Raw genomic sequence first — 26,021 nt, forward strand, 5'->3', positions numbered from 1 at the left:
CTCTTGCAGGGGAGCTACAGCTACCCTTTGGCAATTGAGTGGCGATCGAGAGGTGTGATAGTTCGCTGTGCTTGATATAGGTTTTACAGAGTTGTTATTGGTTGCCGTAATTGCCCTGGTGGTGCTGGGTCCGGAGCGCCTGCCTCAGGCCATCCGGACAACCGCTTACTGGGTGGGCAAAATTCGTCGCAGTTTTCAGTCCGTCAAAGAGGAGCTTGAGCGGGAGATTGATGCCGACGGAATCAAACAGCAATTGCACAATGAAGCTGTCATGAAAGAGTTGCATAAAACTCGCGAACAGTTTCAAAGTCAGATCAATGATCTGAAAAAGTCTGTGAGCATTGATCCTGCCGAAGACCAGACGTCTTCCGGTGTAAATACTTCGCCCGGGGGTGAAAGTGGCTCAGTGAGTGGAGATGGCAGTGTTAACAAACAGGCAGTGAATGACACCTCTGCTCGCCTGTCTCAGGAAAAGGGCAGTAACTGACACTCCCCGCCCTGGCGGGCGAGGGTTCTTGATCGCTCAAGAACGTTTCTGTTTCACGGTCCGTAGCTCAGGGAACAGGCTTGGTTATCGCATAAAAGTTCCACAGTGGGAGCTTTTACGATGGCGAATCAACCCGTGCTCCCCAAGTCTCACACGAACTCCGCAGACTTTACATCCCGTCTGCCCGACGGTAGGTCTACAAAAGACCGAATAAAGTTAGCAAGGAATGAACAAACACTCAAGCGGAGCGCTCTGCGCGCTCCTGTCTTATATCACCGCCCGATTGGGCGATGCTTTACGACGGGTTTGGTAAACTATGTCACAACAAACGTCGGATGATTCTCAACAGACATCAAAAGGTCAGGATAAAGAGCAGCCTCTCGTTCAGCACCTCCTTGAGTTGCGCGGGCGTATCCTGAAAAGCCTGGTTGCCGTGCTGGTGGTTTTTGCCGGGCTGTTTTACTTTGCCAACGATATTTACGTTTATATCTCGGAACCGCTCCGCGCCAGCCTGCCGGAAGGCAGTACCATGATTGCCACCGAGGTGGCCTCACCCTTTCTGGCACCCTTTAAGCTGACCATTGTGCTGTCGCTGTTTATTGCGATTCCATTTATTCTTCATCAGGCATGGGGCTTTATTGCGCCTGGCCTGTATCGGCATGAAAAAATCATCGCAATTCCTCTGCTGGTTGCCAGTATTGTGTTGTTTTACCTGGGCATTGCCTTTGCCTATTATGTGGTCTTCCCTTTGATTTTCTCGTTTTTCACCACGGTTGGCCCTGAGTCAGTCACCGTGATGACGGATATCAACAGTTATCTGGATTTTATCCTGAAGTTGTTCTTTGCCTTTGGTATCGCGTTTGAAATCCCTGTGGCGACGGTTCTGCTGGTGTGGTCGGGGGTGACTACGGTCGAAAGCCTCAAGGAAAAGCGCCCATACGTGGTGGTTGGCTGCTTTGTGATCGGTATGATCATGACGCCGCCTGATGTTATTTCACAGTCTCTGCTGGCCATTCCGATGTGGCTGTTGTTTGAGTGCGGAATTCTCTTTGCCCGGTTTGTGAAAAGCCGGAAACCGGATGAGGCAGAAACTTAGCGCTTTTTCGCAATGCTCATTATCGTTGTAAGCATTGGTGTCAATGCAGGTATAGAAGTACTGAACCTTTTCTTGTTTTGTTGGTCAAATTCATCTTTAAGCAAAAACTGAAAGATGATAGGTATAGATACCTGGGGTGACAAATGAATCCTTATAGTGATGTTTGCAGAGCTATTGCTCCCATTTTGCAATCCATGACTCCCGAGTCAGAGAAAAAACCGGGTCCGACAGATGATAATGCAGGCAGTGTCAAGGCGTTACCTGATGTTATGCCAGAGATTAAACCTGGTACCATTGATCTAACCAGGAGTTTATGTGCCGGCCTGGAATGCCAACAGGTGGTTAATCTGGAGCAGATTCAGACCTACCTTTCCAGAGGGGCTGATCTGAATACACAGATTACCCTCGGCGACTTGAGAGATTGTAACCCATTGCACTCTGCGGCCATATCAGGCAATGGCAAGGCGGTGGCATCCATCATTGCCACGGGGCAGCTTGCAGATATCAATAGTGTCGATGGGAACGGTTTTACGCCACTGGCATTGCTTTGTGGAGCCCGGGTTGAGAAAGCCAACTTCGTTTGTCGTTTTGCCAGTGTGTCTGAAGAGCGCGATGCCAGGCGTATGGGTCTTGAGGCCTTGCTTGGGGCAGGTGCCAATCAGCACATGATGGATCGCAACGGCTTCAAGCCTATTCACCATGCCGCCAGGCATAACTTCCCGGGATTGATCAAACTTCTGGTGGAACAGGACCAGTCCGCTGGCATTGCTGGCATTGCTGGCATTGCTGGCATTGCTGGCATTGAGAGTGCCGCACTTTCCACCGATATCATCAATTGCCAGGATCGACTGGGCAATACGCCATTGCACATCGCTGCCAGTAATAACCAGCTGAGTGCGGTAGAGGCATTAATAAAGCTGGGAGCGAATGTCAACGCGCTTAACAAGGCTGACCAGACACCATTGCATCAGCTATGTATGTTTCAAAATAACAATAATGCCTGCGGCGGCAAGATAGCCTGTTTGTTGCTGGAGCAAGACACAAATCATAACTGTAGAGACAAAAAAGGATTTAACTGGCTTGAGTACGCGTGCAGAAACGGCATGGTTAATCTTCTGGTGTATGTTGCAAGCGTGGACAATTCGGTATTGCACAACCAAGAGAGTAAAATCACCGTGAACTTAAATGGCAAATGCAATGTGAATACTGGCAAGAAATCAAGCATAACCCCGAGTCAGTTCGAGCGAGTTATCACGTTGCTCAAGCCACTGTCAGGTGTCGAGGTCTCTACACCGGAACAATCCTGCGAAGAAGGTGTTCGAGATCCCCTGATGCAGAGTCAGGAAGATACTGATGACGGTCGCATGGATGTCAGTGTGGATCAATCGCCATTTCTGTCCCCCTCAATGAAATCAGATTTGAAGGATGACAATAGTTCTTTTGAGTGAACGAAGTTGACCGTGAATGGTATGCCTTGTGTGGCAACTGCTCCTGCAGTTGCCTTTATCCATGTGCAGTCGCGCGTTGGTAGCAAATTGGTCTGAAAGTCCGATTTTGTTCGACAAATAGAATTACTTCCCCCCCAATCTAACAAAACCGTATTTTCCACCAATTTTCTATCATCCTCGCTATGCTCTCTGCTCGCCTGGACGGGGTCGCCCAGAAGGTTCGGGTGCTATGCTATCCTATGATACGGTTGTTTCAGGGAGGAAGTATGCCATATCCCCACTTCTCAGATGGCCGGGAAGAGTTTAATTCTGACCACATTTACCATCATTCACCATTTGACGTTCCCATTGAGGTGGTCCAGAACGGCCTGCTCTGGCTACTCTCTGATCCGGTTTTTCACCCACTTAAAGCATCGCTTTCGAGTAATTATTTGTCTGTGGATGAGTTAAGGGATGAGCTGGTATCTGGTAAGATCAGGCTATCGTCGGCGGCCATTGATCGGGTACTTGATGAGATTGACCTGCTTGTGGATGATTATCGGAAAGGCGTCGCTTTTTAAGCACTCTGATTTTCCTTTTATATGAATGTGTCAGTTTCAGTTCCCTGCTGATTAACTGGCTTATCAGCGTATGGCTGTTTAGATGAATCTTCTCCTCCTTGAGCAACAACACTTTATTGATGAATGGCATGCAGAGCTGGGCCAGCGGCAGTTAATGCATGTGCTGGACGTTCATCAGGCCAGTGAAGGCGATGTGCTGCGTGTTGGCCTGGTGAATGGCAACATGGGCAAGGGGAAAATTACTCATCTGTCTTCAGAAATAATGCGTCTTGAAGTGGAGCTGAATACGCCTCCCCCTCCGGCCCTGCCTTTGACGGTTCTGCTGGCTTTACCCCGGCCAAAAATGCTCAAACGTTCACTCCAGCATCTGACGGCGCTGGGTGTTAAAAAGATTATCCTGATGAACAGTTATCGGGTTGAAAAAAGTTTCTGGCAGTCCCCCTGGTTAAGCCCCGGGAAAGTGCGTGAGCAGCTGATACTGGGGCTTGAACAGGCCCGGGATACGATCATGCCAGAAGTCATTCTTGAAAAGCGTTTTAAACCTTTTGTGGAAGATCGTTTGCCGGCCCTGGTGGCAGGAACGCTGGGACTGGTGGCTCATCCGCTAGGGGGTGAGAGCTGCCCGCATCAGATTTCCGGGCCTGCTGTGCTGGCTATTGGTCCGGAAGGGGGCTTTATTGACTATGAAGTGGATAAACTGGAACAGACCGGGTTTCAAAGGATCCACCTTGGACCACGTATTTTACGGGTCGAGACGGCGGTAACGGCCATCGTCAGTAAACTTTACGACTGATACTCAACAGAGTATGGTAAAGGTGAGTAGTGACAATACAGTCACTGTCGCTCACCCTCTACAGTGAGTTGGTGCATATTAACTGACTGTTTCACAATAAACGGTATCAACACGGCTCTGACTATGGACGGAAAGAGATTAGTAGTTGTAGGTTTGTTCGCCCCCCTGCTTTTTACTGCCAATGCATTGGCATCACCTGCAAAGCATCAGTTGTTGGATAAACTTTATGACCAGACAGGACTGGAGCGTCAGCTTGACTGGATACACGACAGTATGACTCTTCAGCAGCAGAAATATCCGATTCCTGAGCCAGTTGTGGATACGGTCAATCAGGTGGTCAAAATTCGTTACAGTCCCGACTTTTTTCGGGCTTCCATGAAAGTAACCCTGGATGAAGCGTTGTCGGTGGGTGAATTGGACCGGTTGATTGACTGGTTCGGATCGCCCTTGGGGAAGAAAATTCTCCGCCTTGAGGCTGAAGCCAGTGATCCTGCCAATCAGGCAAAAATGGAGATGTATATCCGGGAAAAGCTGTCGGCGGAGCTGCCCAGAAATAATCGGATAATTTTAATAGAAGAGTTGATGGAGGCACTTGATGCTGTTGAGCTGAGTACCGAGCTGGCTGCCAGTGCTTCAGTGGGAGCCCAGAGAATGCTTCGGGAGGTCATGCCCGCAGGTGCCGAGCAGCCAATGAGACCTGCCCAGGTGTTGAAAGCTCAGGAGAAGCCCTATATCCGGAAAGATATGCCGGAAAGAATGCGGGATATCTTTCTCTACACCTATAAATCCCTGCCGGACAGTGATATCCGGAGATATCTCGACTTTGCCCGGAAAAGTGCCATGCAGAACTTCCAGAGGGGGCAAATTCAGGCTATATCGCGGATGCTATAGGAGGCTGACCGAGGATAGACTGCCCTCCTTGCTACGTGCGCTATTCTCGGTCAGCCTCCTGGTAAATGGTTTCAATGAGTTTGACGTTTACAATCTCCGTTCACCCTGAGCGGAGTCGAAGGGTGCTTGGCACGATCTATCAGAGTCCGGAGTTTCCGCCCTTCGACAAGCTCAGGACGAACGGAGTGCGGAGGCACGACAACCCGTCAAACTCATTGAAGCCATGTACTAGCTCATCTCCTGAGGGTCAATATCTACCGTCCACCTCAGTTGCCTGGGAAGCCGGTGGCTTTCCAGGTAGCTGACAACGCTACTCACCACCGCGTGTAAGTGATTTCTGCTTTTTCCCTGGATAAGAAGGTGCCAGCGGTAGCGTCCCTGACGCTTTTCCATGGGGGCTGGAATCGGACCCAGTAACCGAACATTGCGGCCTTCGGCTGCCCGCCCAGCATAGTGTCTCAACGCTGAGAGCAGGGTTTCACTTTCCCCCTGGTTAACCGACTCTGATCGAACCAGGGTTAAATATCCCTCCGGGGGAAGATTCAGGCTTTTTCTTTCCATAAACAGGCTGCTGGCAAAACGGCTGTAGTCGTTCATGGACAGAAGCTGGAGCGCAGGGTGTTCCGGATTATAGGTCTGAATAATAACCTGTCCGGGCTTATTCCCCCGTCCTGCTCGCCCCGCCACCTGCATAATCAATTGGCCGGTTCTTTCCGGTCCTCTGAAGTCAGAGCTGAACAGCCCTGCATCGGCATTGACGATGGCAACCAGGGTCACATTCGGGAAGTGGTGACCTTTCGCCAGCATCTGTGTGCCCAGAAGTATGCAGGGTCTGCCGGACTGCACTTCCTCCAGCATATCGCTCAACGCCTGTTTTCTGCGAGTGGTGTCCCGGTCGATTCTCAGCACGGGATAACCGGAGAAGTGTTGGCTGAGGGTCTGCTCTGTCCGCTCCGTACCCTGGCCAACAGGTTGAAGCTTTCGGCTCCGGCACGATGGGCACTGCCATGGGATGGCCTGTTGCAGATCGCAATGATGGCAGTGCATATGGGGAGGGTAACGGTGAATGGTCATGTGCGCATCGCAGTGCGGGCAGTCGATAATGGTGCCGCAGTCCTGACAGATCATGGATGGCGCATAGCCACGACGGTTCAGGAAAACCATCACCTGATTGCCTCGTCCAAGATGAGCAGCGATTCTTTGCAGCAGTTCTGTGGATAAGCCGTCTTTCAGAACCTGGTGGCGCATATCCAGCAGCTCCATGGCGGGTGGACGCGCATTCCCTGCTCTCTGCTTCAGGTGAAGCTGGGTGTATTTTCCCTGATGCGCATTGTGTAGCGTTTCCAGAGAAGGGGTTGCCGATCCAAGGACGACCGGGCAGTGGCACTGGCTGCCGCGGAATATGGCAAGATCCCTGGCGTTATATCGCAGGCTTTCCTGCTGCTTATAAGAGCCGTCATGCTCCTCATCAACAATAATAAGCCCAAGGTGTGGCATTGGAGTGAAAATGCCTGAACGGGTGGCAATCAATATGCCAGCCGTGCCCCTGGCCGCTTCGAGCCAGCCTTGTAATCGTTCACCATCGCTGAGCCCCGAATGGAGGCAGGCAACCGGTACATTGAAACGATCACGAAAGCGCCTGACCGTCTGAGGCGTGAGACCGATTTCCGGAATCAGCACTAATGTCTGCTTGCCGTTGGCCAATGCTGCTGAAATAGCCTGCAGATACACTTCGGTTTTGCCGCTGCCGGTGATGCCTTCCAGAAGATAAGTGCGATAGGATTCCAGACCATCGGTGATGGCTTCACAGGCAAAGGCCTGCTCTTCGTTCAGCTGAAGGTGAGCAGACTTCAGTGGGTTGGTGGTTTCGGTAAACAGGCGTGGGGAAGGCTCAACATCCCGGGAATGGATCAATCCTTTTTTGACCAGCTCTTTTAGAATGCTCTTGCTGAAACCGTATTCATGGAGCTCCGTGGCGCTGATGCCGTCAGGATTTTCACCAATCAGCGTCAGGGCGGCCAGCTGTTTTTTTGAGCGCTTCAGCTGGTTTCGTAACTCACTGTCCGGTTCCACCAGGGGGTGCCAGAAAGGAATGCTGCCGGTGGATGCCGGTTTTCCCAGGCGCAGGTTTTTCGGCAGAGCCTGGTGCAGGGTTTCTCCGATGCTGTGATGGTAATAACGGGCTGCCCACTGGCATAGCTGGATAATATCCTCTGGTACAAGAGCCCCTTCATCCAGGACAGAGATGACTTGTTTCAGCTTATTGGCAGGAATGTCCGTGTCGGATTCGATGGAGAGCACAATCCCCACCATTTGCCGTGGGCCAAAAGGCACGATAACTCGGCTGCCAGGGCGAAGGGCCGTGGCAGAATGCGTGTCTGGTGGTAAGTAGTCGAACAATTGCCTTAGAGGCGAAGGGATGGCGACTCTGATAAAATTTTCTGCGGTAAGCCTGGCGGAGACGGACTGTTCGGTGGTTGCTTGATCATTTGCTGCGTCAGAAGTGTCCGCCGGTTTGCTGCTCATTCAGGTTCCATCGTGGTATTTCTATGGGGGAGATGATACAGGAACTGAAAGCTGGCATGAACAGAAACCGGGTCGGGTGGTTTGCGGTTATCCACCTTCATCTCTTCTGCCTCAGTGTTTCAGGAAGGTGTTGGAAGCAGTGGGTTATAGATAAACTTCTTCAATTGATCGGGCAGTGGCAGTGCTTCAATTGCTGGCCGCACCGGTTGCCCGCTGATGTTCAGATTTTTGATCAATCGGTTACGGATGCACGTTCGTGCGCACAGTTGCAGAAGCGTTGGTTGTTGGCATTGTAATTTGGGTATGTGGTTTTTCAGAAGGTAAGTGATTTCGGTTTGTCCTTTCCTGAATGCCCAGGACAGGGCTGCTGGTGACTGGTGGAGGTTGGCTCCATGTGTCAGTAAAGTTTTAACGATACTGACATGGCCATTCGAGGAGGCTTGCACCAGGGCTTCAGGAGACTGATGGGGAGTCGCACCGTTGGCCAACAGCATGCTGACAACCTGAATGTGACCCTCACGGGCGGCAATCACGAGGGCATCTGGAGAGTGGTGTGGGATGGCACCATAGGCCAGCAAAGTGTGGACGACCCCTGCATGTCCTCTTGTAGCGGCACAGACCAGGGCCTTGGATAACTGTTGAGGTGTGGCTCCTGTGGTCAGCAATGCGCTGGTGATCTCGACATACCCATTAGTGACGGCATAATCCAGGGCCGCTGGCGATCGATGGAGATTGGCACCTTTGGCTAACAGAGCGTTAACGATCTCAAGCTGTCCCTTGCTTGAGGCATGCACCAGTGTTTCTTGACAATACTCCGGGGGAACTCCTTTGTTCAGCAATGTCTTGACCGTCTCAACGTGACCATTCTCAGCGGCCCACACTAAGGCCTTCGGGCACTGGTTAAGGTCGGCTCCATGGCTCAGCAGGGTGTTGACAATCGTGCTGTGACCCTTTTGGATAGCCCACATCAGTGCTTCTGGTGATTGTTGGGGGGCGGCTCCGTGGACCAGCAGAGTTTCGACGATCCCGGCATGCCCATTCCGGGCCGCCAGCGACAGGGCAAATGGAGCGTGGCTGGGTGCGGCTCCGTGGGCCAGCAGGATGTCAACGATGTCGGTGTGCCCGTTTTTGGCGGCCTTTACCAGGGCGTCTGGCGACTGGTGCACAGTGGCCCCGTGGGTCAGCAGGGTGTTGAAAATCACAAAATGACCATTCTGGGCGGCCCACACCAATGCATCCGGTGACTGATATGGAGTGGCACCGTGGGCCAGCAGAATATCGACGATGTCGGCATACCCCTGGCCGGCTGCCAACGATAAGGCATAGGTAGACAGACTGGGAACAGCGCCATTGGCCAGTAGTTCGTTGACGGTCTCTGTTTGCCCATTCACGGCCGCCCAGGCCAGATCATATGGAGGAGGTGAATCGGTTTCGTTGGCTTGCAGCACATTGTGTATTCCGATATAGCCCTGCCTGCTGGCGGCCCACACCAGGTCAATATCATAAAAATACAAGCATTCTATGTTCATGGTATTCACCGGACACAGTAGGGCACTGTTTAAGGCCTTTGTGGTTTCATTAATATTGACGATGGATGTTCAGTCTACTGCCTCAAGGGCTCTGTCGCCGGTTTTCGTCAGACTTTTTCTGGATGTCCGTTTTTATCCAATAGTTTTTCCATATCATGGGAGGTTTAATCTGATGGTTTCTTTTCTGAAACAGAGTGGAAGCTAAAAGAATTGAAACGGTAATTTGTTAATTTTTGTGTATTGTTTTTTGGTCATTGCAGGTTGTGCTGATGATCGGATAATGGCTTGAAAACTACGTATATGGGACGAACATAAGACTGTTTCCCTCCGTCATAATCTCTGGTAGTATCCACCGCTCTTTACCCTCTCAGCTCATTATGCTGAGGTGGGTTCCGTTTGCGGTGCCTGTCTCCCGAGCCTGATAACACCAGGGCTCTATTGAGAGTCAGGTGGCGGCATACACCAGTTCGAGGAAGCTCAAATGAAGCAGGATATCCATCCTAACTACGAAGAAATCGAAGTTACCTGCAGCTGCGGTAACAAAATCAAAACTCGCTCTACGCTGTGCAAGCCTCTGAGCATCGAAGTCTGCTCCAAGTGCCACCCATTCTACACCGGCACTCAGAAGGTGATGGATACCGGCGGCCGTATCGAGCGCTTCAACAAGCGTTTTGGCAAGCTGGGCGCTCGCAAGTAATCGAGCTGACAGCTTACCGACCGAAAGGTTTAAAAAGGCGACTGTTTTGCAGTCGCCTTTTTTGTATGGCCTGATATTTTACCAATTGACCTTGTTCCCCCCATTTCCATCATATATTCTGGGCCTTCATATAACCTCCCCCCCCATATCAGTAAAAAACTCATGGAAAAGAAGCAAGCTGCACTTGATTATCACGCTCTTCCAAAACCTGGAAAAATTTCGATTGAAATTACCAAGCCGGCAGAGACCGCGCTGGATCTTTCACTGGCCTATAGCCCGGGTGTCGCGGAGCCGGTGCGGGCGATTGCCGAAAATCCAGAGGATGTCTACCGTTATACCGGCAAAGGTAATCTGGTTGCGGTAATCAGTAATGGTTCAGCGATTCTTGGTCTGGGTAATCTGGGCGCACTGGCCAGTAAGCCGGTTATGGAAGGCAAGGCTCTGCTGTTTAAACGTTTTGCCGGGGTTGATTCGATCGATATTGAAGTGGAGTCTGAGAGTCCGCAGGCGTTTATTGATACGGTGAAGCGAATTGCCTGTACCTTTGGCGGTATTAATCTGGAAGATATCAAAGCACCTGAGTGCTTTGAAATTGAACGTCGTCTGATTGAAGATTGTGATATTCCGGTTTTCCATGATGATCAGCACGGTACCGCGATTGTAACGGCAGCGGCCATGCTTAATGCCCTTGAGATTGCCGGAAAGGATATTGAAGAGGCAAAGCTGGTCTGCCTGGGGGCCGGTTCGGCGGCCATTGCCTGCGTGAAACTGCTGATCAGCTGCGGCTTCAAGCCAGAAAATATTCTCATGCTGGACAGCAAGGGCGTCATTCATTCAGAACGGAATGATCTGAACCAGTACAAGGCGATGTTTGCTGTAGAAACACCCTGCCGCACACTGGATGACGCCATTGACGGGGCGGATGCATTCCTTGGCGTTTCCGGTGCTAACCTGTTGTCTCCGGAACAGCTGGCGAAAATGGCTGAAAACCCGATTGTTTTTGCCTGTGCCAACCCTGACCCGGAGATTCGTCCTGAGCTGGCTAAGGAGGTTCGTCCTGATGTCATTATGGCTACCGGGCGCTCAGATTATCCGAATCAGGTAAATAATGTCCTTGGTTTTCCGTTTATCTTCCGTGGTGCATTGGATGTTCGTGCTTCACGCATTAACGAAGCGATGAAAATTGCGGCCGTTAATGCCATCCGGGAGCTGGCAAAAGAGCCTGTCCCGGAAGTGGTAATGAAGGCGTACGATGGCGTCAAGCTGAGTTTTGGTCCGGACTATATCATTCCCAAGCCTATGGATTCCCGACTGCTTGGCAGTGTTTCTGCCGCTGTGGCTCAGGCAGCAGTTGACTCTGGCGTTGCCAGGGCGGAATACCCTGGCCATTACCCTCTGAACTCTGTTGCGGATATTTGATCAATATCAAAAAAGATCTTCCGGTGAAAACTCATGGTCCATCTCGCCAAGAGATGGCAGCCCTTCATCACTGTATTGTTGCGGGGCGTTTTCCTGGAGGAAAATTTCAAAAATAGCGTTGGGATCTCCGGGCAGGGCAAGCTGTCCGGTTTCTGGTGAAATTTTCAGGGTGATCATGCCCTCCGGTTGTGCCGGTTTATGTTCCGGTTTGCCCTCCAGGGCGGTGTGCATATAGTCAATCCAGATTGGCAGAGCTGCATTGGCTCCGTATTCCCAGCGCCCGAGGGTTGAAAAGTCGTCCATACCCACCCACACGGCAGTCAGGACATCCGGGTTAAAGCCAACAAACCAGGCATCTTTACTGTCATTGGTGGTTCCGGTCTTACCGGCGATATCCTGCCGTTTTAATTCCCGGGCGCGTCTGCCGGTGCCTTTCCAGATGACATCATTCAGGATGTCGTTCATGATGTAGTTCACTCGGGGTGACATAACGGATTGGGCGATTACCGGCTGATCGTCGGGTTCAGTGAGCAAAGTGTCTTCCTGAATCAGCATTTCCTCAAGCTCTGGATCGCTGAAAAGGGGGTTCTCTTCTTCACCCTCCATGGTGTCTTGATTCAGGCTGGCGATACAGCTTTCATTGCAGGCTATTGCTGCGTTGGCGGCAAAAATAAGTTCGTCATTGGTCTCAATTCGCTGGATAAACCAGGGCTCAATGCGGAAACCGCCATTGGCCAGAACTGCATAGCCAGAAGCCAGTTCCAGCGGTGTCATGGAAACATTGCCCAGGGAAAGTGACAGATCACGGCTTAAAGACTCTTCCTTGAAACCCAGCTGCTTAAGATAGTTCACGGTTTTGCTGATACCCATCTGACGCAGAACACGGATAGAGACCAGGTTTCTGGAGCGATAGAGACCTTCTCGCAGACGCATGGGGCCATTGAACTTCATATTGTCATTATTGGGCCGCCAGCTATCTTCAAGGTTGGCATCATCAAAGACAATCGGAGCATCATTGACGATGGTTGCCGCAGTCATGCCGTTAGCAATGGCCGCTGCATAAACAAAGGGTTTGAATGATGAGCCTGCCTGACGAATGGCCTGCGTGGCGCGGTTATACATGCTGTCATAGAAGTTGTACCCTCCCACCAAAGCCAGAATTGCACCATTTTCCGGGTGCATGGAAATCAGGGCTGCCTGTGCCTGTGGTTCCTGGGCCAGACGGTAACTGCCATCTTCTGTAAGCCGGACCCAGATCTGGTCTCCGATTCTCACAACATCCGCAGGTGTTTCAGGTGTACGACCCACGCTGTTTACGGTCAGAAAAGGCTTTGCCCAGCTCAGATTTTCCCAGCTGATTTTACCGCTGTTGCCGTCTTTCAGACCAATTTCAACGTCTTCCTCGCCAACCCGGGTGACCATGGCGGGTAACAGAATACCGGGCGATGGAGTTTTATTGATGCGCTGCTGCCAGCCCTCTTCCGGAATATTATCAAACAGGTTGGTGACCGGGCCCTGATAACCATGGCGTTCGTTGTAGGCCATTAACCCCTGGGCTACCGAAAGGTTGGCCGCATTCTGCAGCTCGCTGCTGGTGGTGGTGTAGACTTTAAAACCTTCGGTGTAGGCATCCAGACCGTATTGCTCAACCATTTGCTGTCGAACCATCTCGGCGATATAAGGCGCTTCAAGTTCGATTTTTGCGCCATGATAGCGGGCAGTAACCGGCTGGCTGACGGCGTCGTTGTATTCTTCATGGGTGACGTAGCCAAGATCTTTCATTCTTCCAAGGATCCAGTCTCGTCGGATCAGGGCCCGTTTGGGGTCATTGATCGGGTTATAGCGGGAAGGTGCTTTTGGCAGACCGGCAATCATGGCAATCTGGGCCAGATTCAACTCATCGATGGCTTTGCCATAGTAAACCTGTGCTGCGGCCTCGACACCATAAGAGCGGTTTCCCAGGTAAATTTTATTGAGGTAGAGTTCAAAGATTTCATCCTTGGACAGTTGCTGTTCTATTTGTAAAGCGAGTAGGATTTCATTGAATTTTCGCGAGAATACCCGCTCGTGGCTCAGGAAGAAGTTCTTGGCCACCTGCATTGTTATGGTGCTGCCACCGGACTGAATGCTGCCGGTGCTGACCAGTTGCACAGCGGCCCTCATCAGGCCCATGATGTCAACGCCGGGATGGTAATAAAAACGGTCGTCTTCGGCAGCCATAAAGGCTTTGATCAGGTGTATGGGGGCGTCTTCAAACTGAATGGGGGACCGGCGTTTTTCGCCGAACTCGGCAATGAGCAGATTATCTTGAGAGTAAACTCGCAGAGGTGTCTGTAATTTGGCGTCCCGCAATGACTCCACAGAAGGTAGCGAAGGACTGAGGTATAAATAGGCACTGGCACTGACAAGCAGAATTCCACTGGCTACTGTTACTAGTGACCAGAGCAGGAATGTAAGAAGTTTAACCGACCGTTTCATGCTGTTAGGGCATCCTGATTAAGCGAAGGCCACCGGCTGAAGTTGTGACATCTTTGAACTGTCTTGTCATAACAAGAGTCGTCCTGACAGCCGTTCGTGACTGAGTATTATATGGTGAAATGGCCATCAGCTGAAAATGTGGTTTTCCTGTACGCGACACCGTCTTGGGTTGCCGAAGGATCTTCCTTAAAAATCCAGTGTTTAGAGTTGGCTGAATGGCGACTGTAATTGCGAAAGTATACAGACTGTTATTAAATTAAGGCCGTTGATCTTATAACTAATAATCAAGGATTGCACCAGTGTTAGGGCTGCTGAAGAAAAAATCAAATGCCGTGTTAGGGGTGGATATAAGCTCGACATCTGTCAAAGTCATTGAGTTAGGGCTAAAAGGCAGTGTTTACCGAGTCGAAGCTTTCTGTGTTGAGCCCCTTCCGCCAGGAGCCGTGGTTGAAAATAATATTCATGAAGTTGATGTCATTGGTGAAGCCGTTGCAAGAGCTCTCTCCCAATCCAGAACTGGCCTGAAAAACGCCGCCGTTGCGGTGTCAGGCGCTGCCGTTATCACCAAAACCATCGATATGGATGCTTCCCTCAGTGAAGATGAGATGGAAACTCAGATTTCTGTTGAGGCAGACCAGTATATTCCCTACGCCATGGATGAAGTGGCCATCGACTTTGAAGTTCAGGGTCTGAACGAAAAAAATCCCGAGCGTGTTGAAGTTTTGCTGGCAGCCTGCCGTCGTGACAATGTTGAAATGCGCGAAGAGGCACTTCGACTTGGTGGGTTAACGGCCAGGGTTGTTGATGTCGAAGCTTTTGCCATGGAGCGGGCGTGCGAATTGATTGATGGCCAGCTTGACCTGCCAGATCAGGATCCGGTGCTGGCTATCGTCGATATTGGTGCCACGAAAACCACACTGAATGTGATCAGCCGGGGTAAAACCGTATACACCCGTGAGCAGTTATTCGGTGGACGGCAGTTGACTGATGAGATTCAGCGCCGTTATGGGCTCACCCCTGAAGAAGCCGAGAAAGCCAAGTGCAAAGGGGGGCTGCCTGACGATTATGAGCCTGAAGTTCTGGAGCCCTTCCGGGAAACGGTGGTTCAGCAGGTATCACGTTCATTGCAATTCTTTTATTCATCCAGCCAGTTTAATGATGTGGATGCCATTGCCCTGGTAGGAGGATCCGCATCAATCCCGGGTATGGCGGAAATGATTCAGGACAAACTGGGGGTCCCGACCAGGCTGGCAAATCCTTTTGCCGGAATGTCCATGGCAGGGAAAGTGGATAAGGACCAACTGGCCACTGAGGCCCCGGCGCTGATGATCGCCTGTGGCCTTGCCATGAGGAGTTTCGACTGATGGCAAGAATTAACCTTTTACCCTGGCGTGAAGAACTCAGGAAAGAGCGCAAACAGCATTTCATTGCCCTCTGGGCGATAACTGTGCTGGTTGGTATTGGCCTGGTCTTTATCGGTGATCTTTATATCAGCAATAACATCAGTCAGCAGCAGAGCCGTAACCAATATCTGCAAAATGAAATTACGCAGCTTAATCAGCGGATCAGTGAAATCAAGGACCTGAGAACCAAGAAAGAACAACTGCTGGAGAGGATGCAGGTCATTCAAAACCTGCAAGGCAACCGCCCTGTGATTGTTCGCATATTTGACCAGGTCGCACATGTGGTTCCTGAGGGGGTTTATTTCAAGCAGATAACCCTGGAGGGAGATCGTCTGTCGCTGGTCGGGGTTGCCGAGTCCAATAATCGTATCTCTGCCTTGATGAGAAACTTCGATAACTCTGAATGGTTTGCTGAGCCAAATCTGACAGCGGTCAGGAAAGTAGCGGCTAACAGCCAGCGCTGGAATGAGTTTGATCTAACGGTTAAGCAGATCAACCCCACTCAGGCCAAGGGGGGACTATGAACCTTGCAGATTCAATACAAAAGCTGAATGAGCTTGACCTGAATGACATTGATTTCGATAACATCGGTTCATGGCCCCTGGGAGCCAGGGTCTTTGTCTGTATTCTGACTCTGGCGTTAGTGCTGGGGCTTGGTTATCAGTTTCACCTGACCAGTTTGCAGAAGCGGTATGATGCTGCTGCCAGTAAAGAGCAGGATTTACGGGAGCAGTATCGAATCAGGGCGTTCCAGTCGGCAAACCTGCAGGCCTACCGCGAACAGATGGCGGAAATGGAAAACTCATTTGGTGCACTGGTGAAACAGCTACCCAGTGATACAGAGGTGCCCGGGCTGCTTGAAGACATTACCTTTACCGGGCGTGGAGCAGGTCTTCAGATCGAAGAAATAAAACTTCAGGATGAAAATGTCAGCCACTTTTATATAGAGCTGCCAATCAGCATTGGCGTGACCGGCACATACCATGATCTGGGTAACTTCGTCAGTGGTGTCGCCAGTCTTTCGCGAATAGTTACCCTGCATGATTTTGAGATTCGCCCGGGCAAGAATGGTCAGTTAACCATGAACATCCTTGCAAAAACTTACCGCTACAATGATCAGGGGGGGCTATGATGAAGCTGCTTCAACTTGTCTTTGTTGCCGGTGCTGCGCTGATTCTTTCCGGATGTCTGGATGGTGGCCGTCAGGGGTACCAGGATATTGATGACTATATGGCTGAGATGAGGGCCCGTCCTACGGGTAATATTGAGCCATTGCCCAAGTTCAGGCCTTATGAGGCGTTTACTTATCAGGCATCTGCCTTGCGCAGTCCTTTTAAGCAACCGGTGAAAATTGAACTGACTACGGAACAGCTCAATAGCAACATCAAGCCAGACCCACACCGTGTTAAGCAGTACCTGGAACAGTTTGAACTGGACTCGTTTCGTTTGGTAGGCTCTATCAGTAACGACGAAGGATTCTGGGGGCTGGTACGTGGCTCTGACGGTGTTCACCGGGTTCGTGTGGGTGATTACATGGGGCGTAACCATGGTCGTATTACTTACCTCGATGACCAGGAGTTGCGTGTGACCGAGATTGTTCCTGCTGGTCCAAGTTACTGGATTGAGCGACCAAGAGTTCTCCGCGTTAATTTTAATAATCAGTGATTTTATTTCCTTTATTGTGAATTAATCATCATATTTCCAGCAAGGATGCTGCTGTTACACCCTGAGCGGTTGACAGTGCGCGGCTGGCTGTGTTGAGTTAGTCGACTGTATTCAGGGATAGACGGCTTTTTTTATCTGGGGGATGCTTCAGCATGAGCGGGTTTGGTTTTGAGCCATCGTGGCGGAATGGGCTGGATTATTTAACAGTGATGCCGATGAAAAAAACAATTCTAATTCTGAAATAGGTAAGTTAGATGAATATTAGTCCCCTGTTGCAGGCCAGGGCTGTCCGAGGGCTTCTGTATACGTTGCTGGCCATGTTGCCTATTTCCGCGTGGGGTGTCACCCTGAAAAATATCGATACAGCGGCATTGCCGGGTGAGATGGTTGAGATACGTTTGAGCTTTGATGGCGCGGCACCGGTTGCTCATGGCTACAGCATTGAGAAGCCTCCCCGGATTTCCATAGACCTGCCTTTTACCCGCAGCGAACTCCCCAAGTACAATGAGATTGGTTTTAATAATGCCAAGAGTGTGACTGTGCTGGAAGCCGGAGACAGAACCCGCCTGGTTATTAATCTTCAGCAGCCTACCCGCTTCAGCACCCAGGCTGATGGCAGGACGCTGAGCATTTACCTTGGCGAGAATAACGGCACCACTGAGGTGCAAAGGGAGTTACCTCAGCGGAGTCAGTCATCCTATCAAGTCGCGGAAATGCGAAGAGGTATTACCGATATTGGTTTTCAGCGAGGTGATGATGGTGAGGGCGAGGTAATCATTGCCCTGTCCGATGCCAGGATTCCGATGGATATGAATGAGCAAGGGGGGCGTATCCGTCTGGAGTTTCAGGGCAATGTATTGCCACAGAACCTGAGAAATCGCCTGGATGTTATCGACTTTGCTACACCGATCAAGTTTATTGATGCCGCTGTTGAGGATGGTAACAGCATTATTACCATAGAGCCCAAGGGAGAGTTTGAGTATCTGGCCTATCAGACAGACAATCTGCTGACTGTCAGTGTCAAGGCTCCAGACCCTAAAGATCGCAGTAGACGAAAAGCAGGGCTCTCCTATAAAGGTGATAAGCTGTCGTTAAACTTTCAGGATATTGAAGTCCGGGCGGTGCTACAGTTGATCGCTGATTTTACCGATCTGAACCTGGTGGCATCGGATACGGTTGGAGGTAATGTAACCCTGCGACTGCAAAATGTCCCCTGGGATCAGGCGCTTGATATTGTGCTTAAGGCTAAAGGGCTCGATAAGCGTTTGGAAGGCAATGTTCTTACTGTGGCTCCGGCAGCGGAAATTGCTGCACGTGAACGTGAGCAGCTGGAGAACGAAAAACAGATTCGTGAGTTAGCCCCGGTATATACTGATCTGGTTCAGATTAATTACGCCGACGCTGAAGAAATTGCCACGGTACTGAAAGGCGCAGAAGGTGCCAGCCTGCTGACAGAGAGGGGCTCGGTTCAGGTGGTGGCAAGAACCAATAGTCTGTTGATCAAGGATACGCAGGCCAAGCTGGATGAATTAAGAGCTTTGATTGATCAGCTGGATATTCCGATTCGGCAGGTGATGATTGAGGCTCGTATCGTGACACTCAGCTCCAACTTCCAGGAAGAACTGGGTGTTAAGTGGAGTGGGTCAAAAAATGATGTGCTCAAGGGCGATAACAGGGATCTCTCGATTGGTGGTGGACAGGATGATGATGTATTTACTGACCTGAGTGTAACCGGAGGGGCTTCAAGTGCTATTGCTATCGGCTTCTCCACCAATGGTGGCACGATTTTGAACCTTGAGCTGTCTGCGCTGTTGAGTGATGGCGGCGGTGAAGTCATTTCACAGCCAAAAGTCATTACCGCCGATAAGAAAACGGCGATAATCAAATCAGGTAAAGAAATTCCGTACGAAGAGAAAACCTCCAGTGGGGCCACTTCCGTTGCGTTCAAGGATGCGGTGCTGGGGTTGGAAGTGACACCTCAGATTACCCCGGATGGTCGAGTCATTATGGATATCAAGATCAATAATGACGATACCACTGATCAGGCATCCAATAACGTTCCAATTATTTCCACCAATGAGATTACTACCCAGGTTCTGGTTGAAGATGGTGAAACAGTCGTTCTTGGTGGTGTCTTTAAGCAGAGTAAAAAACAAGGTGTTATCAAAGTACCAGTCCTGGGCGATATTCCCCTGGTTGGTGGTTTGTTCCGCAATAAAACAGAGAGTGATGATAAAGAAGAACTTCTGGTCTTTATAACGCCCAGAATTATTACTGAAGGTGTTTCATTGCGTTAAACAGTTGGCGCATAGCAGGTTTTAAAATCTCTGACGGGAGCCCTGGCTCCCGTTTTTTGTTGTCATCACTGCTTACGATGCGCTACGCTCGCTGCACACAGGCAGGAAGTCAGGCTGGCAAAGAGCATGCCATTAACAAATATCTATCTTATTGGTCCCATGGGGGCAGGCAAAAGTACCATTGGCAGGATGCTGGCAAAAGAGCTGGCTCGACCCTTTCTTGACTCGGATCATGTGATTGAAGAACGCAGTGGCGCAGATATTCCCTGGATTTTCGATGTTGAAGGCGAGCTGGGGTTTCGGGACAGGGAAACCCAGGTCATCGAAGATATTTGCACTCAGAAAGGCGTCGTCATGGCAACCGGTGGGGGAGCTGTTGGCCGATTGGAAAACAGACGACAGTTGAGCACCAATGGGTTTGTGGTTTATTTGAGTACCCCGGTAGCAATTCAATTGCAGAGAACGGAAAAAGACAAGCGACGACCATTGTTGCAACGGGCAGACCGTGCAGAGGTTCTGACCCGGTTGCTGGAAGAGCGTGACCCACTGTATCGGTCGATCGCAGACCTTGTTCTGGATACTGCCACCATGTCACCCCGGCAAGTTATAAAAAAAATCATTCAAACGGTTGGTTTGGGAAAACAGTGAGGGAGTCATCTACCATGCTGGAACTTAAAGTCGATCTGGGAGATAGAAGCTATCCCATTTTTATCGGCTCCGATCTTTTGTCAAACGCTGACTATTTCCAGTCTTACATTAAAGGTCGGCGTGTTGCCATTGTCACCAACGAGACGATCGCCCCTTTCTACCTGGATCTCATTAAGCGCACCCTGGCAAATTATGATTTGACGGTCATCACTTTGCCGGATGGTGAGCAGTATAAAAACCTCGAAACACTCAATCTTATTTTCGATCAGCTGTTGCAGGAACGGCATACCCGCAAAACAACATTACTGGCGTTGGGTGGCGGTGTTATTGGAGATATGACCGGTTTTGCTGCGGCATGCTATCAGCGTGGTGTGGATTTTATTCAGGTACCAACGACACTGCTCTCCCAGGTTGACTCTTCAGTGGGGGGGAAGACCGGGGTCAACCATGCCCTGGGTAAAAACATGATCGGTGCATTCTATCAGCCCAATGCCGTCATTATCGATACGCTGACACTGAACACATTACCTGACCGGGAGCTATCAGCAGGACTGGCAGAAGTGATTAAATATGGTTTGATTTGCGATAAACCGTTTTATCAGTGGTTGCAGGAAAACATTGGGCGTTTGCTGGATCGTGATCCGGAGGCGCTTTCCTACGCAATCCATCAATCCTGTCAGGACAAAGCCAGAGTGGTCGAGACGGATGAGACTGAGTCCAGTATTCGCGCCATTCTCAATCTTGGGCACACCTTTGGTCACGCAATAGAAACGCATACCGGTTATGGCTCCTGGCTACACGGTGAAGCGGTGGCTGCAGGTATGGTGATGGCGGCTGATCTTTCCTGCCGGGAAGGCCATATATCCAGAGAAGACGTCGATGGGCTTATCTATTTGCTTGAACGTGCCAGCCTGCCGGTAATGCCTCCTTCTGGTATCAACCCGGATCGCTTTCTTGAGCTAATGGCAGTGGATAAAAAAGCGCTGGATGGCCAATTGCGGCTGGTGCTTCTGGACTCTGTTGGTCATGCTGTGGTGACGGATGGTTTTAGCCATCAACATTTAATAGACTGCCTTGAGCAGTTCTGTTCCTGAATACTTTCTCACTGGCTGGAGCGTGCTCTCCAGCTCTCACTATATTAGTCATCACTATTCCTGGTTGTGTGAATTTGCTGTAAAAAGTTTCGACATATCAATCTATTATTACGGTTTTTACTTGCATTGATGCGGGTCATTTGTGATTGCAGTGACAGCCGTGTAAAATGGCGAGCCGTTTTGCCTGCCAAGTGGCCATAAGCCAGATTTGGTTTTATGCGCTTAAGCTGCATAATTATGGCGGGAAGTCCTGTTACCAGAGGCAGAAAGCACACGGGTTACAAAACCGGTTACAAAATAGTTATGGCTCTACAGGGTAGTGTGCCGGTGGTACGCCAAATATGTTTAAACGATGTGTATTCACCTGATTCAGAAAGTGGAACATGAAGCCTTCCGGATAGGAGTCAACTTCAAGGTGGAAGCGGGCTCCGGGAAAGTCGGGATGACTTTTGGTTAAGGCGAGGCGAGCCAGAAAAATAATGGGTTGATGAGATTGGTAGAGAAAGTGCCTATGAAAGCAGGTCTGTATAATCCCGGGGAGTTCCGGGATAACTGTGGTTTCGGGCTCATTGCCCAGATGGAAGGTAAGAAAAGTCACCACCTTCTGAAAACGGCGATTGAAGCACTGACCTGTATGACTCACCGTGGCGGTATTGCTGCCGACGGTAAAACAGGCGACGGTTGTGGTCTGTTGATTCAAACACCGGATACTTTTTTCCGAACGGTTGCGAAAGAAAAGTTTGGCTGCGAGCTGCCCGGCCAATATGCCGTGGGGATGGTCTTTCTCAACACGGACAGGGCCCGGGCGAAAAAAGGCAAAAAAACGCTTGAAAAAGAGTTGCAGAAGCAACGGCTCAACGTGGTAGGCTGGCGCCAGGTTCCTGTTAATGTTGACTGCCTTGGCCCCATCGCCAAAGACCTGTTACCAGGCATTGAACAGATTTTTGTTACCCCCGAAGGTGAGCTGGACGAGAAAGAGTTTAATGCCAGACTCTACATGGCCCGCCGTTACACCAATATGGCGATGGCGGAAGACCAGGATTACTATATCTGCTCACTGTCGCCCAGGGTCATCACCTATAAAGGTTTGATGATGCCGGTGGACCTGCCGACATTTTATCCGGACCTTGGCGATACCCGCTTTGAAACCGCCATCTGTGTATTCCATCAGCGGTTTTCTACCAATACCATGCCGCGCTGGCAGCTGGCTCAGCCATTCCGCATGCTGGCTCACAACGGTGAAATCAATACCATCACCGGTAACCGCAACTGGGCAGAGGCTCGTCGTCAGAAGTTCCAGTCACCGTTGCTGCCAACGCTTGATGATATTTCTCCCCTGGTGAATCGCACCGGCTCTGACTCATCCAGCCTGGATAATATGATGGAGGTGCTGGTCGCGGGTGGTGTGGATCTTTACCGTGCCATTCGCATGCTGGTTCCGCCCGCATGGCAAAATGTCGACACCATGGATCCGGACCTCAGGGCATTCTATGAATACAGTTCCATGCATATGGAGCCCTGGGACGGCCCTGCCGGCCTGGTTATTACCGATGGCCGCAACGCCGTCTGTGCCCTGGACCGTAATGGCCTGCGCCCGTCACGCTGGGTTATTACCAGAAACGGTTATTTGACCGTGGCTTCAGAAGTTGGCGTCCATGGCTATAAGCCTGAAGATGTGGTTGCCAAAGGCCGGGTTGGGCCGGGAGAAGTTCTGGCGATTGATACCGAAACAGGTGAACTGCACCAGGCCCATGATATTGATGACAAACTGAAAGTCCGTCAGCCCTATAAAAAGTGGCTGAAGCAGAACGCCTATCGTATCCGTTCCCACTTCAGCGAAGATGATTACAAGGTTGACCACCTGTCTCCTGAGCAGCTAAACGTCTATCAGAAGATGTTTATGGTCACCTTTGAGGAACGTGATCAGGTGATCCGTCCACTGGTCGAGTCTGGCCAGGAAGCGGTGGGTTCTATGGGCGACGATACACCAATGGCCGTGCTGTCTGGCAGAACCCGAACGGTTTATGACTACTTCCGCCAGCAGTTTGCCCAGGTAACCAACCCACCCATTGATCCACTGCGTGAAGCGATTGTCATGTCGCTGGAAACCTGTCTGGGTCGTGAGCTGAACCTGTTTGAAGAAACACCGGAGCACGCTGCCCGGGTCATTCTCAAGTCACCCGTACTGTCCACTGCGAAATTCCTGGACCTGATGAGTGTTCGTCATCAGCATAAGTCCTTTGAGACGGCCACCATCAACCTGACTTACGACCCGTCTATTGGTCTTGAGCAGGCGGTGTTGAATATCTGTGATCAGGCGGAACAAGCGGTGCAATCCGGCAAGGTGTTAATCTGCCTTTCTGACCGCCATATCGATCAGGGACTGCTGCCAGTGCCAGCGGCCATGGCGACGGGTGCCGTGCATCACCGGTTGATTGGCAAAGGCCTGCGTTCTGAGTCGAATATTATTGTTGAAACCGCGTCTGCCCGTGACTCCCACCAGTTTGCAGTACTGATCGGGTTTGGTGCCACCGCCGTTTACCCTTATCTGGCCTATGAAATCATCAATGACCAGATTCGCTCCGGTGAGGTAATGACCGATCCCCGGGAAGCGTACAAGGCTTACCGTAAAGGCATTGGCAAAGGGCTGATGAAGATCCTTTCCAAAATGGGAATCTCGACCATAGCCTCCTATCGGGGAGCGCAGCTGTTTGAAGCCGTGGGTCTTGCCAGAGAGATTGTCGATCTGTGCTTCTGCGGTGTTCAAAGCCGTATTCAGGGTGCCCGCTTCGAAGACTTCCATTATGAACTGGGTCTGCTGGCCGAAACGGCCTGGAAAGCCCGTAAGCCGATTCAGCAGGGCGGCCTGTTGAAGTATGTACACGACAGTGAGTACCACGCTTTCAACCCGGATGTGGTGCAACAGTTACAGGTTGCCGTTAAAACCGGCGACTATCAGGAGTACCGGAAATACGCCGAACTGGTCAACCAGCGTCCAGTAGCTACTTTGCGTGACCTGCTGGGTCTCAAGCGCAATGATAAGGCACTGGCGGTGGATGAGGTTGAATCTGTTGGCGATATCGTGCGCCGGTTTGATTCTGCGGCCATGAGTCTTGGTGCTTTGTCCCCGGAAGCTCATGAAGCTCTGGCGGAAGCGATGAACCGTCTTGGTGGTCGTTCCAACTCCGGTGAAGGTGGTGAAGATGAAGCCCGCTTCGGCACCAATCGTATGTCCAAAATCAAACAGATTGCCTCGGGTCGTTTTGGCGTAACCCCTCACTACCTGGTGAATGCCGAAGTCCTGCAGATCAAGGTTGCCCAGGGGGCCAAGCCCGGCGAAGGTGGTCAGTTGCCCGGTGGCAAGGTAAATGAGCTGATTGCCCGTCTGCGCTACTCTGTGCCGGGTGTTACCCTGATTTCACCGCCACCGCACCATGATATCTATTCCATCGAGGATCTGGCTCAGCTGATTTATGACCTTAAACAGGTGAATCCCGAGGCGCTGGTTTCCGTCAAGCTGGTATCTGAACCCGGCGTCGGTACTATTGCCGCAGGCGTTGCCAAGGCCTATGCGGATCTGATCACCATCTCCGGCTATGACGGCGGTACTGCGGCAAGTCCTCTGACGTCTATCCGTTATGCCGGTTCACCGTGGGAGCTGGGCCTGAGTGAAGCCCATCAAACGCTGCGTGGTAATGATCTGCGTGGTAAGGTTCGCCTGCAGACGGATGGTGGTCTCAAGACCGGTCTGGATGTGGTCAAGGCAGCCATTCTCGGTGCGGAAAGTTTTGGTTTTGGTACTACACCGATGATTGCCATGGGTTGTAAATACCTGCGTATCTGTCATCTGAATAACTGCGCTACCGGTGTGGCGACTCAGGATAAGTCTCTCCGGGAAGAGCACTTCAAGGGTGATGTTGAAATGGTTATGAACTTCTTCACCTTTGTTGCTGAAGAAGTGCGTGAGTGGTTGGCCTTGCTGGGTGCCAGAACCCTTGAAGAGGTGGTCGGCCGCACTGAGTTGCTGGAGATTTTGCCGGGCCTGACGGAAAAGCAGCAGAACCTGGACCTGTCCCCGATTCTTGGCAGTGTCGATGTGCCTGCGGACAAGCCCATGACCTGTCAGGTAGATCGTAACCCACCCTACGACCAAGGTGAGTTGGCGGAAGAGATGGTCCGCCAGACGATGGATGTCATCGAAAACGGAGAAGGTGGTGAGTTCAGTTTTACGGTGGGCAACTGTGATCGCTCCATCGGTGCCCGTCTATCCGGTGAGATTGCCAAACGTTACGGTAACCAGGGCATGGCGGATAACCCCCTGAAGCTGAACCTGACCGGTTCCGCAGGTCAGAGCTTTGGTGTCTGGAACGCCGGTGGTCTGGAGATGCGCCTGGAAGGGGATGCCAACGACTATGTGGGTAAGGGCATGACCGGCGGTAAGCTGGTGATCTACCCGCCGGTTGGCAGCAGTTTCGTCACCCATGAAACCTCTATCATTGGTAACACCTGTCTCTATGGTGCCACCGGTGGAACATTATACGCAGCGGGTCGTGCCGGTGAACGCCTTGGTGTTCGTAACTCTGGTGCCAATGTTGTGGTGGAAGGCGCAGGCGACCACTGTTGTGAATACATGACCGGTGGTCTGGTGACTGTACTGGGCCGGGCGGGTCATAACTTCGGTGCGGGCATGACCGGTGGTTTTGCCTACGTGCTGGATCTGGAAAGAAGTTTTGTTGATCGTTATAACCATGAATTAGTGGATATACATCGCATTGATAATGAAGCCATGGAGCCTTATCAATCACACCTGCTGAGTGTCCTGGAAGACTACGTTGCCGAGACCGGCAGTACCTGGGGGCAGGAGCTGATTGATGACTTTTATGACTACAGTGGTCGTTTCTGGCTGGTTAAGCCAAAAGCTGCCAGTCTCGATACCTTGCTGGCCAGCACCCATGGTAGCCCTGAGTAATCAGGGTGTCCGCAGGGATGG

Annotated in this window: 19 protein-coding genes; 16 read left to right on the top strand and 3 right to left on the bottom strand. The window is 51.1% G+C overall.

Features of this window, described 5'->3' with window-relative positions; genetic code table 11:
• Positions 1-67: 67 nt before the first annotated feature.
• The 6 genes from tatB (at position 68) to CX664_RS01505 (ending at position 5,275) form a co-directional block, all read left to right on the top strand.
• On the top strand, positions 68-487 hold the full coding sequence (tatB, locus tag CX664_RS01480) for a Sec-independent protein translocase protein TatB (RefSeq protein WP_101745005.1): 420 nt from the start codon (positions 68-70) through the stop codon (positions 485-487).
• Between the two features lie 316 nt (positions 488-803).
• A complete protein-coding gene (gene tatC / locus CX664_RS01485; RefSeq protein WP_101745006.1) occupies positions 804-1,583 on the top strand; it encodes a twin-arginine translocase subunit TatC in 780 nt (259 codons plus the stop codon).
• Between the two features lie 143 nt (positions 1,584-1,726).
• Positions 1,727-3,031: an ankyrin repeat domain-containing protein gene (locus tag CX664_RS01490; protein WP_101745007.1), complete on the top strand. Its 1,305-nt coding sequence runs from the start codon at positions 1,727-1,729 to the stop codon at positions 3,029-3,031.
• Positions 3,032-3,297: 266 nt separating this feature from the next.
• On the top strand, positions 3,298-3,591 hold the full coding sequence (locus CX664_RS01495) for a hypothetical protein (protein WP_101745008.1): 294 nt from the start codon (positions 3,298-3,300) through the stop codon (positions 3,589-3,591).
• 82 nt (positions 3,592-3,673) lie between these two features.
• Entirely contained in the window at positions 3,674-4,384 is a 711-nt protein-coding gene (locus CX664_RS01500) for a 16S rRNA (uracil(1498)-N(3))-methyltransferase (protein ID WP_101745009.1), read from the top strand.
• A gap of 213 nt (positions 4,385-4,597) precedes the next feature.
• The gene (locus CX664_RS01505; RefSeq protein ID WP_163369377.1) at positions 4,598-5,275 is read left to right on the top strand and encodes a DUF2059 domain-containing protein; all 678 of its coding nucleotides are present in this window, start codon (positions 4,598-4,600) and stop codon (positions 5,273-5,275) included.
• A gap of 228 nt (positions 5,276-5,503) precedes the next feature.
• Here CX664_RS01505 and CX664_RS01510 read toward each other — a convergent pair whose 3' ends face one another.
• Positions 5,504-7,801, bottom strand: coding sequence for a primosomal protein N' (locus tag CX664_RS01510; protein WP_101745011.1), 2,298 nt, complete (start codon positions 7,799-7,801; stop codon positions 5,504-5,506).
• Between the two features lie 119 nt (positions 7,802-7,920).
• Positions 7,921-9,330 carry an ankyrin repeat domain-containing protein gene (locus CX664_RS01515; protein WP_101745012.1) on the bottom strand — a complete coding sequence of 470 codons (1,410 nt, stop codon included), beginning with the start codon at positions 9,328-9,330 and terminating at the stop codon, positions 7,921-7,923.
• Positions 9,331-9,811: 481 nt separating this feature from the next.
• Here CX664_RS01515 and rpmE point away from each other — a divergent pair, with 481 nt between their 5' ends.
• Both rpmE and CX664_RS01525 read left to right on the top strand, forming a co-directional pair.
• Complete coding sequence (gene rpmE / locus CX664_RS01520; RefSeq protein WP_101745013.1) at positions 9,812-10,027, top strand: 50S ribosomal protein L31; 216 nt, start codon at positions 9,812-9,814, stop codon at positions 10,025-10,027.
• A 162-nt stretch (positions 10,028-10,189) separates the two neighbouring features.
• Positions 10,190-11,446 (top strand): malic enzyme-like NAD(P)-binding protein, encoded by a 1,257-nt coding sequence (locus CX664_RS01525; RefSeq protein ID WP_101745014.1) that lies wholly within the window; start codon positions 10,190-10,192, stop codon positions 11,444-11,446.
• A gap of 6 nt (positions 11,447-11,452) precedes the next feature.
• Here the strand turns inward: CX664_RS01525 and CX664_RS01530 are convergent, their stop codons facing one another.
• Entirely contained in the window at positions 11,453-13,924 is a 2,472-nt protein-coding gene (locus tag CX664_RS01530; RefSeq protein ID WP_101745015.1) for a penicillin-binding protein 1A, read from the bottom strand.
• Between the two features lie 299 nt (positions 13,925-14,223).
• On the opposite strand from CX664_RS01530, the gene CX664_RS01535 reads away from it, so the two are divergent.
• The 8 genes from CX664_RS01535 to gltB all read left to right on the top strand — a co-directional run bounded on the left by CX664_RS01535 (position 14,224) and on the right by gltB (position 26,000).
• Positions 14,224-15,288, top strand: coding sequence for a pilus assembly protein PilM (locus CX664_RS01535; RefSeq protein WP_101745016.1), 1,065 nt, complete (start codon positions 14,224-14,226; stop codon positions 15,286-15,288).
• Positions 15,288-15,851: a PilN domain-containing protein gene (locus CX664_RS01540; RefSeq protein ID WP_101745017.1), complete on the top strand. Its 564-nt coding sequence runs from the start codon at positions 15,288-15,290 to the stop codon at positions 15,849-15,851. The genes CX664_RS01535 and CX664_RS01540 overlap by 1 nt, the downstream gene beginning before the upstream one ends.
• Positions 15,848-16,459 carry a type IV pilus inner membrane component PilO gene (locus tag CX664_RS01545; RefSeq protein WP_101745018.1) on the top strand — a complete coding sequence of 204 codons (612 nt, stop codon included), beginning with the start codon at positions 15,848-15,850 and terminating at the stop codon, positions 16,457-16,459. Before CX664_RS01540 ends, CX664_RS01545 begins: the two co-directional genes overlap by 4 nt.
• On the top strand, positions 16,456-16,992 hold the full coding sequence (locus tag CX664_RS01550) for a pilus assembly protein PilP (RefSeq protein WP_241693381.1): 537 nt from the start codon (positions 16,456-16,458) through the stop codon (positions 16,990-16,992). Before CX664_RS01545 ends, CX664_RS01550 begins: the two co-directional genes overlap by 4 nt.
• Positions 16,993-17,246: 254 nt before the next feature.
• Positions 17,247-19,289 (top strand): type IV pilus secretin PilQ, encoded by a 2,043-nt coding sequence (locus CX664_RS01555; RefSeq protein ID WP_101745019.1) that lies wholly within the window; start codon positions 17,247-17,249, stop codon positions 19,287-19,289.
• A gap of 126 nt (positions 19,290-19,415) precedes the next feature.
• Positions 19,416-19,937 carry a shikimate kinase AroK gene (gene aroK, locus CX664_RS01560; RefSeq protein WP_101745020.1) on the top strand — a complete coding sequence of 174 codons (522 nt, stop codon included), beginning with the start codon at positions 19,416-19,418 and terminating at the stop codon, positions 19,935-19,937.
• Between the two features lie 14 nt (positions 19,938-19,951).
• Positions 19,952-21,031 (top strand): 3-dehydroquinate synthase, encoded by a 1,080-nt coding sequence (gene aroB, locus CX664_RS01565; RefSeq protein WP_101745021.1) that lies wholly within the window; start codon positions 19,952-19,954, stop codon positions 21,029-21,031.
• Positions 21,032-21,542: 511 nt separating this feature from the next.
• Positions 21,543-26,000 (top strand): glutamate synthase large subunit, encoded by a 4,458-nt coding sequence (gltB, locus tag CX664_RS01575; RefSeq protein ID WP_101745029.1) that lies wholly within the window; start codon positions 21,543-21,545, stop codon positions 25,998-26,000.
• Positions 26,001-26,021: the final 21 nt, after the last annotated feature.

The organism is Endozoicomonas acroporae, assembly GCF_002864045.1.
In the GTDB taxonomy this organism is placed as follows: Bacteria; Pseudomonadota; Gammaproteobacteria; order Pseudomonadales; family Endozoicomonadaceae; genus Endozoicomonas; species Endozoicomonas acroporae.

Bases quoted from the DNA above. Each gene is read 5' to 3' on its own strand.
- CX664_RS01540 (WP_101745017.1), top strand. From the start codon at position 15,288: ATGGCAAGAATTAACCTTTTACCCTGGCGTGAAGAACTCAGGAAAGAG.
- CX664_RS01495 (WP_101745008.1), top strand. From the start codon at position 3,298: ATGCCATATCCCCACTTCTCAGATGGCCGGGAAGAGTTTAATTCTGAC.
- tatC (WP_101745006.1), top strand. From the start codon at position 804: ATGTCACAACAAACGTCGGATGATTCTCAACAGACATCAAAAGGTCAG.
- CX664_RS01530 (WP_101745015.1), bottom strand. From the start codon at position 13,924: ATGAAACGGTCGGTTAAACTTCTTACATTCCTGCTCTGGTCACTAGTA.
- CX664_RS01555 (WP_101745019.1), top strand. From the start codon at position 17,247: ATGAATATTAGTCCCCTGTTGCAGGCCAGGGCTGTCCGAGGGCTTCTG.
- CX664_RS01515 (WP_101745012.1), bottom strand. From the start codon at position 9,330: ATGAACATAGAATGCTTGTATTTTTATGATATTGACCTGGTGTGGGCC.
- CX664_RS01545 (WP_101745018.1), top strand. From the start codon at position 15,848: ATGAACCTTGCAGATTCAATACAAAAGCTGAATGAGCTTGACCTGAAT.
- CX664_RS01525 (WP_101745014.1), top strand. From the start codon at position 10,190: ATGGAAAAGAAGCAAGCTGCACTTGATTATCACGCTCTTCCAAAACCT.
- aroB (WP_101745021.1), top strand. From the start codon at position 19,952: ATGCTGGAACTTAAAGTCGATCTGGGAGATAGAAGCTATCCCATTTTT.
- CX664_RS01500 (WP_101745009.1), top strand. From the start codon at position 3,674: ATGAATCTTCTCCTCCTTGAGCAACAACACTTTATTGATGAATGGCAT.
- CX664_RS01510 (WP_101745011.1), bottom strand. From the start codon at position 7,801: ATGAGCAGCAAACCGGCGGACACTTCTGACGCAGCAAATGATCAAGCA.
- aroK (WP_101745020.1), top strand. From the start codon at position 19,416: ATGCCATTAACAAATATCTATCTTATTGGTCCCATGGGGGCAGGCAAA.
- rpmE (WP_101745013.1), top strand. From the start codon at position 9,812: ATGAAGCAGGATATCCATCCTAACTACGAAGAAATCGAAGTTACCTGC.
- gltB (WP_101745029.1), top strand. From the start codon at position 21,543: ATGAAAGCAGGTCTGTATAATCCCGGGGAGTTCCGGGATAACTGTGGT.
- CX664_RS01550 (WP_241693381.1), top strand. From the start codon at position 16,456: ATGATGAAGCTGCTTCAACTTGTCTTTGTTGCCGGTGCTGCGCTGATT.
- CX664_RS01490 (WP_101745007.1), top strand. From the start codon at position 1,727: ATGAATCCTTATAGTGATGTTTGCAGAGCTATTGCTCCCATTTTGCAA.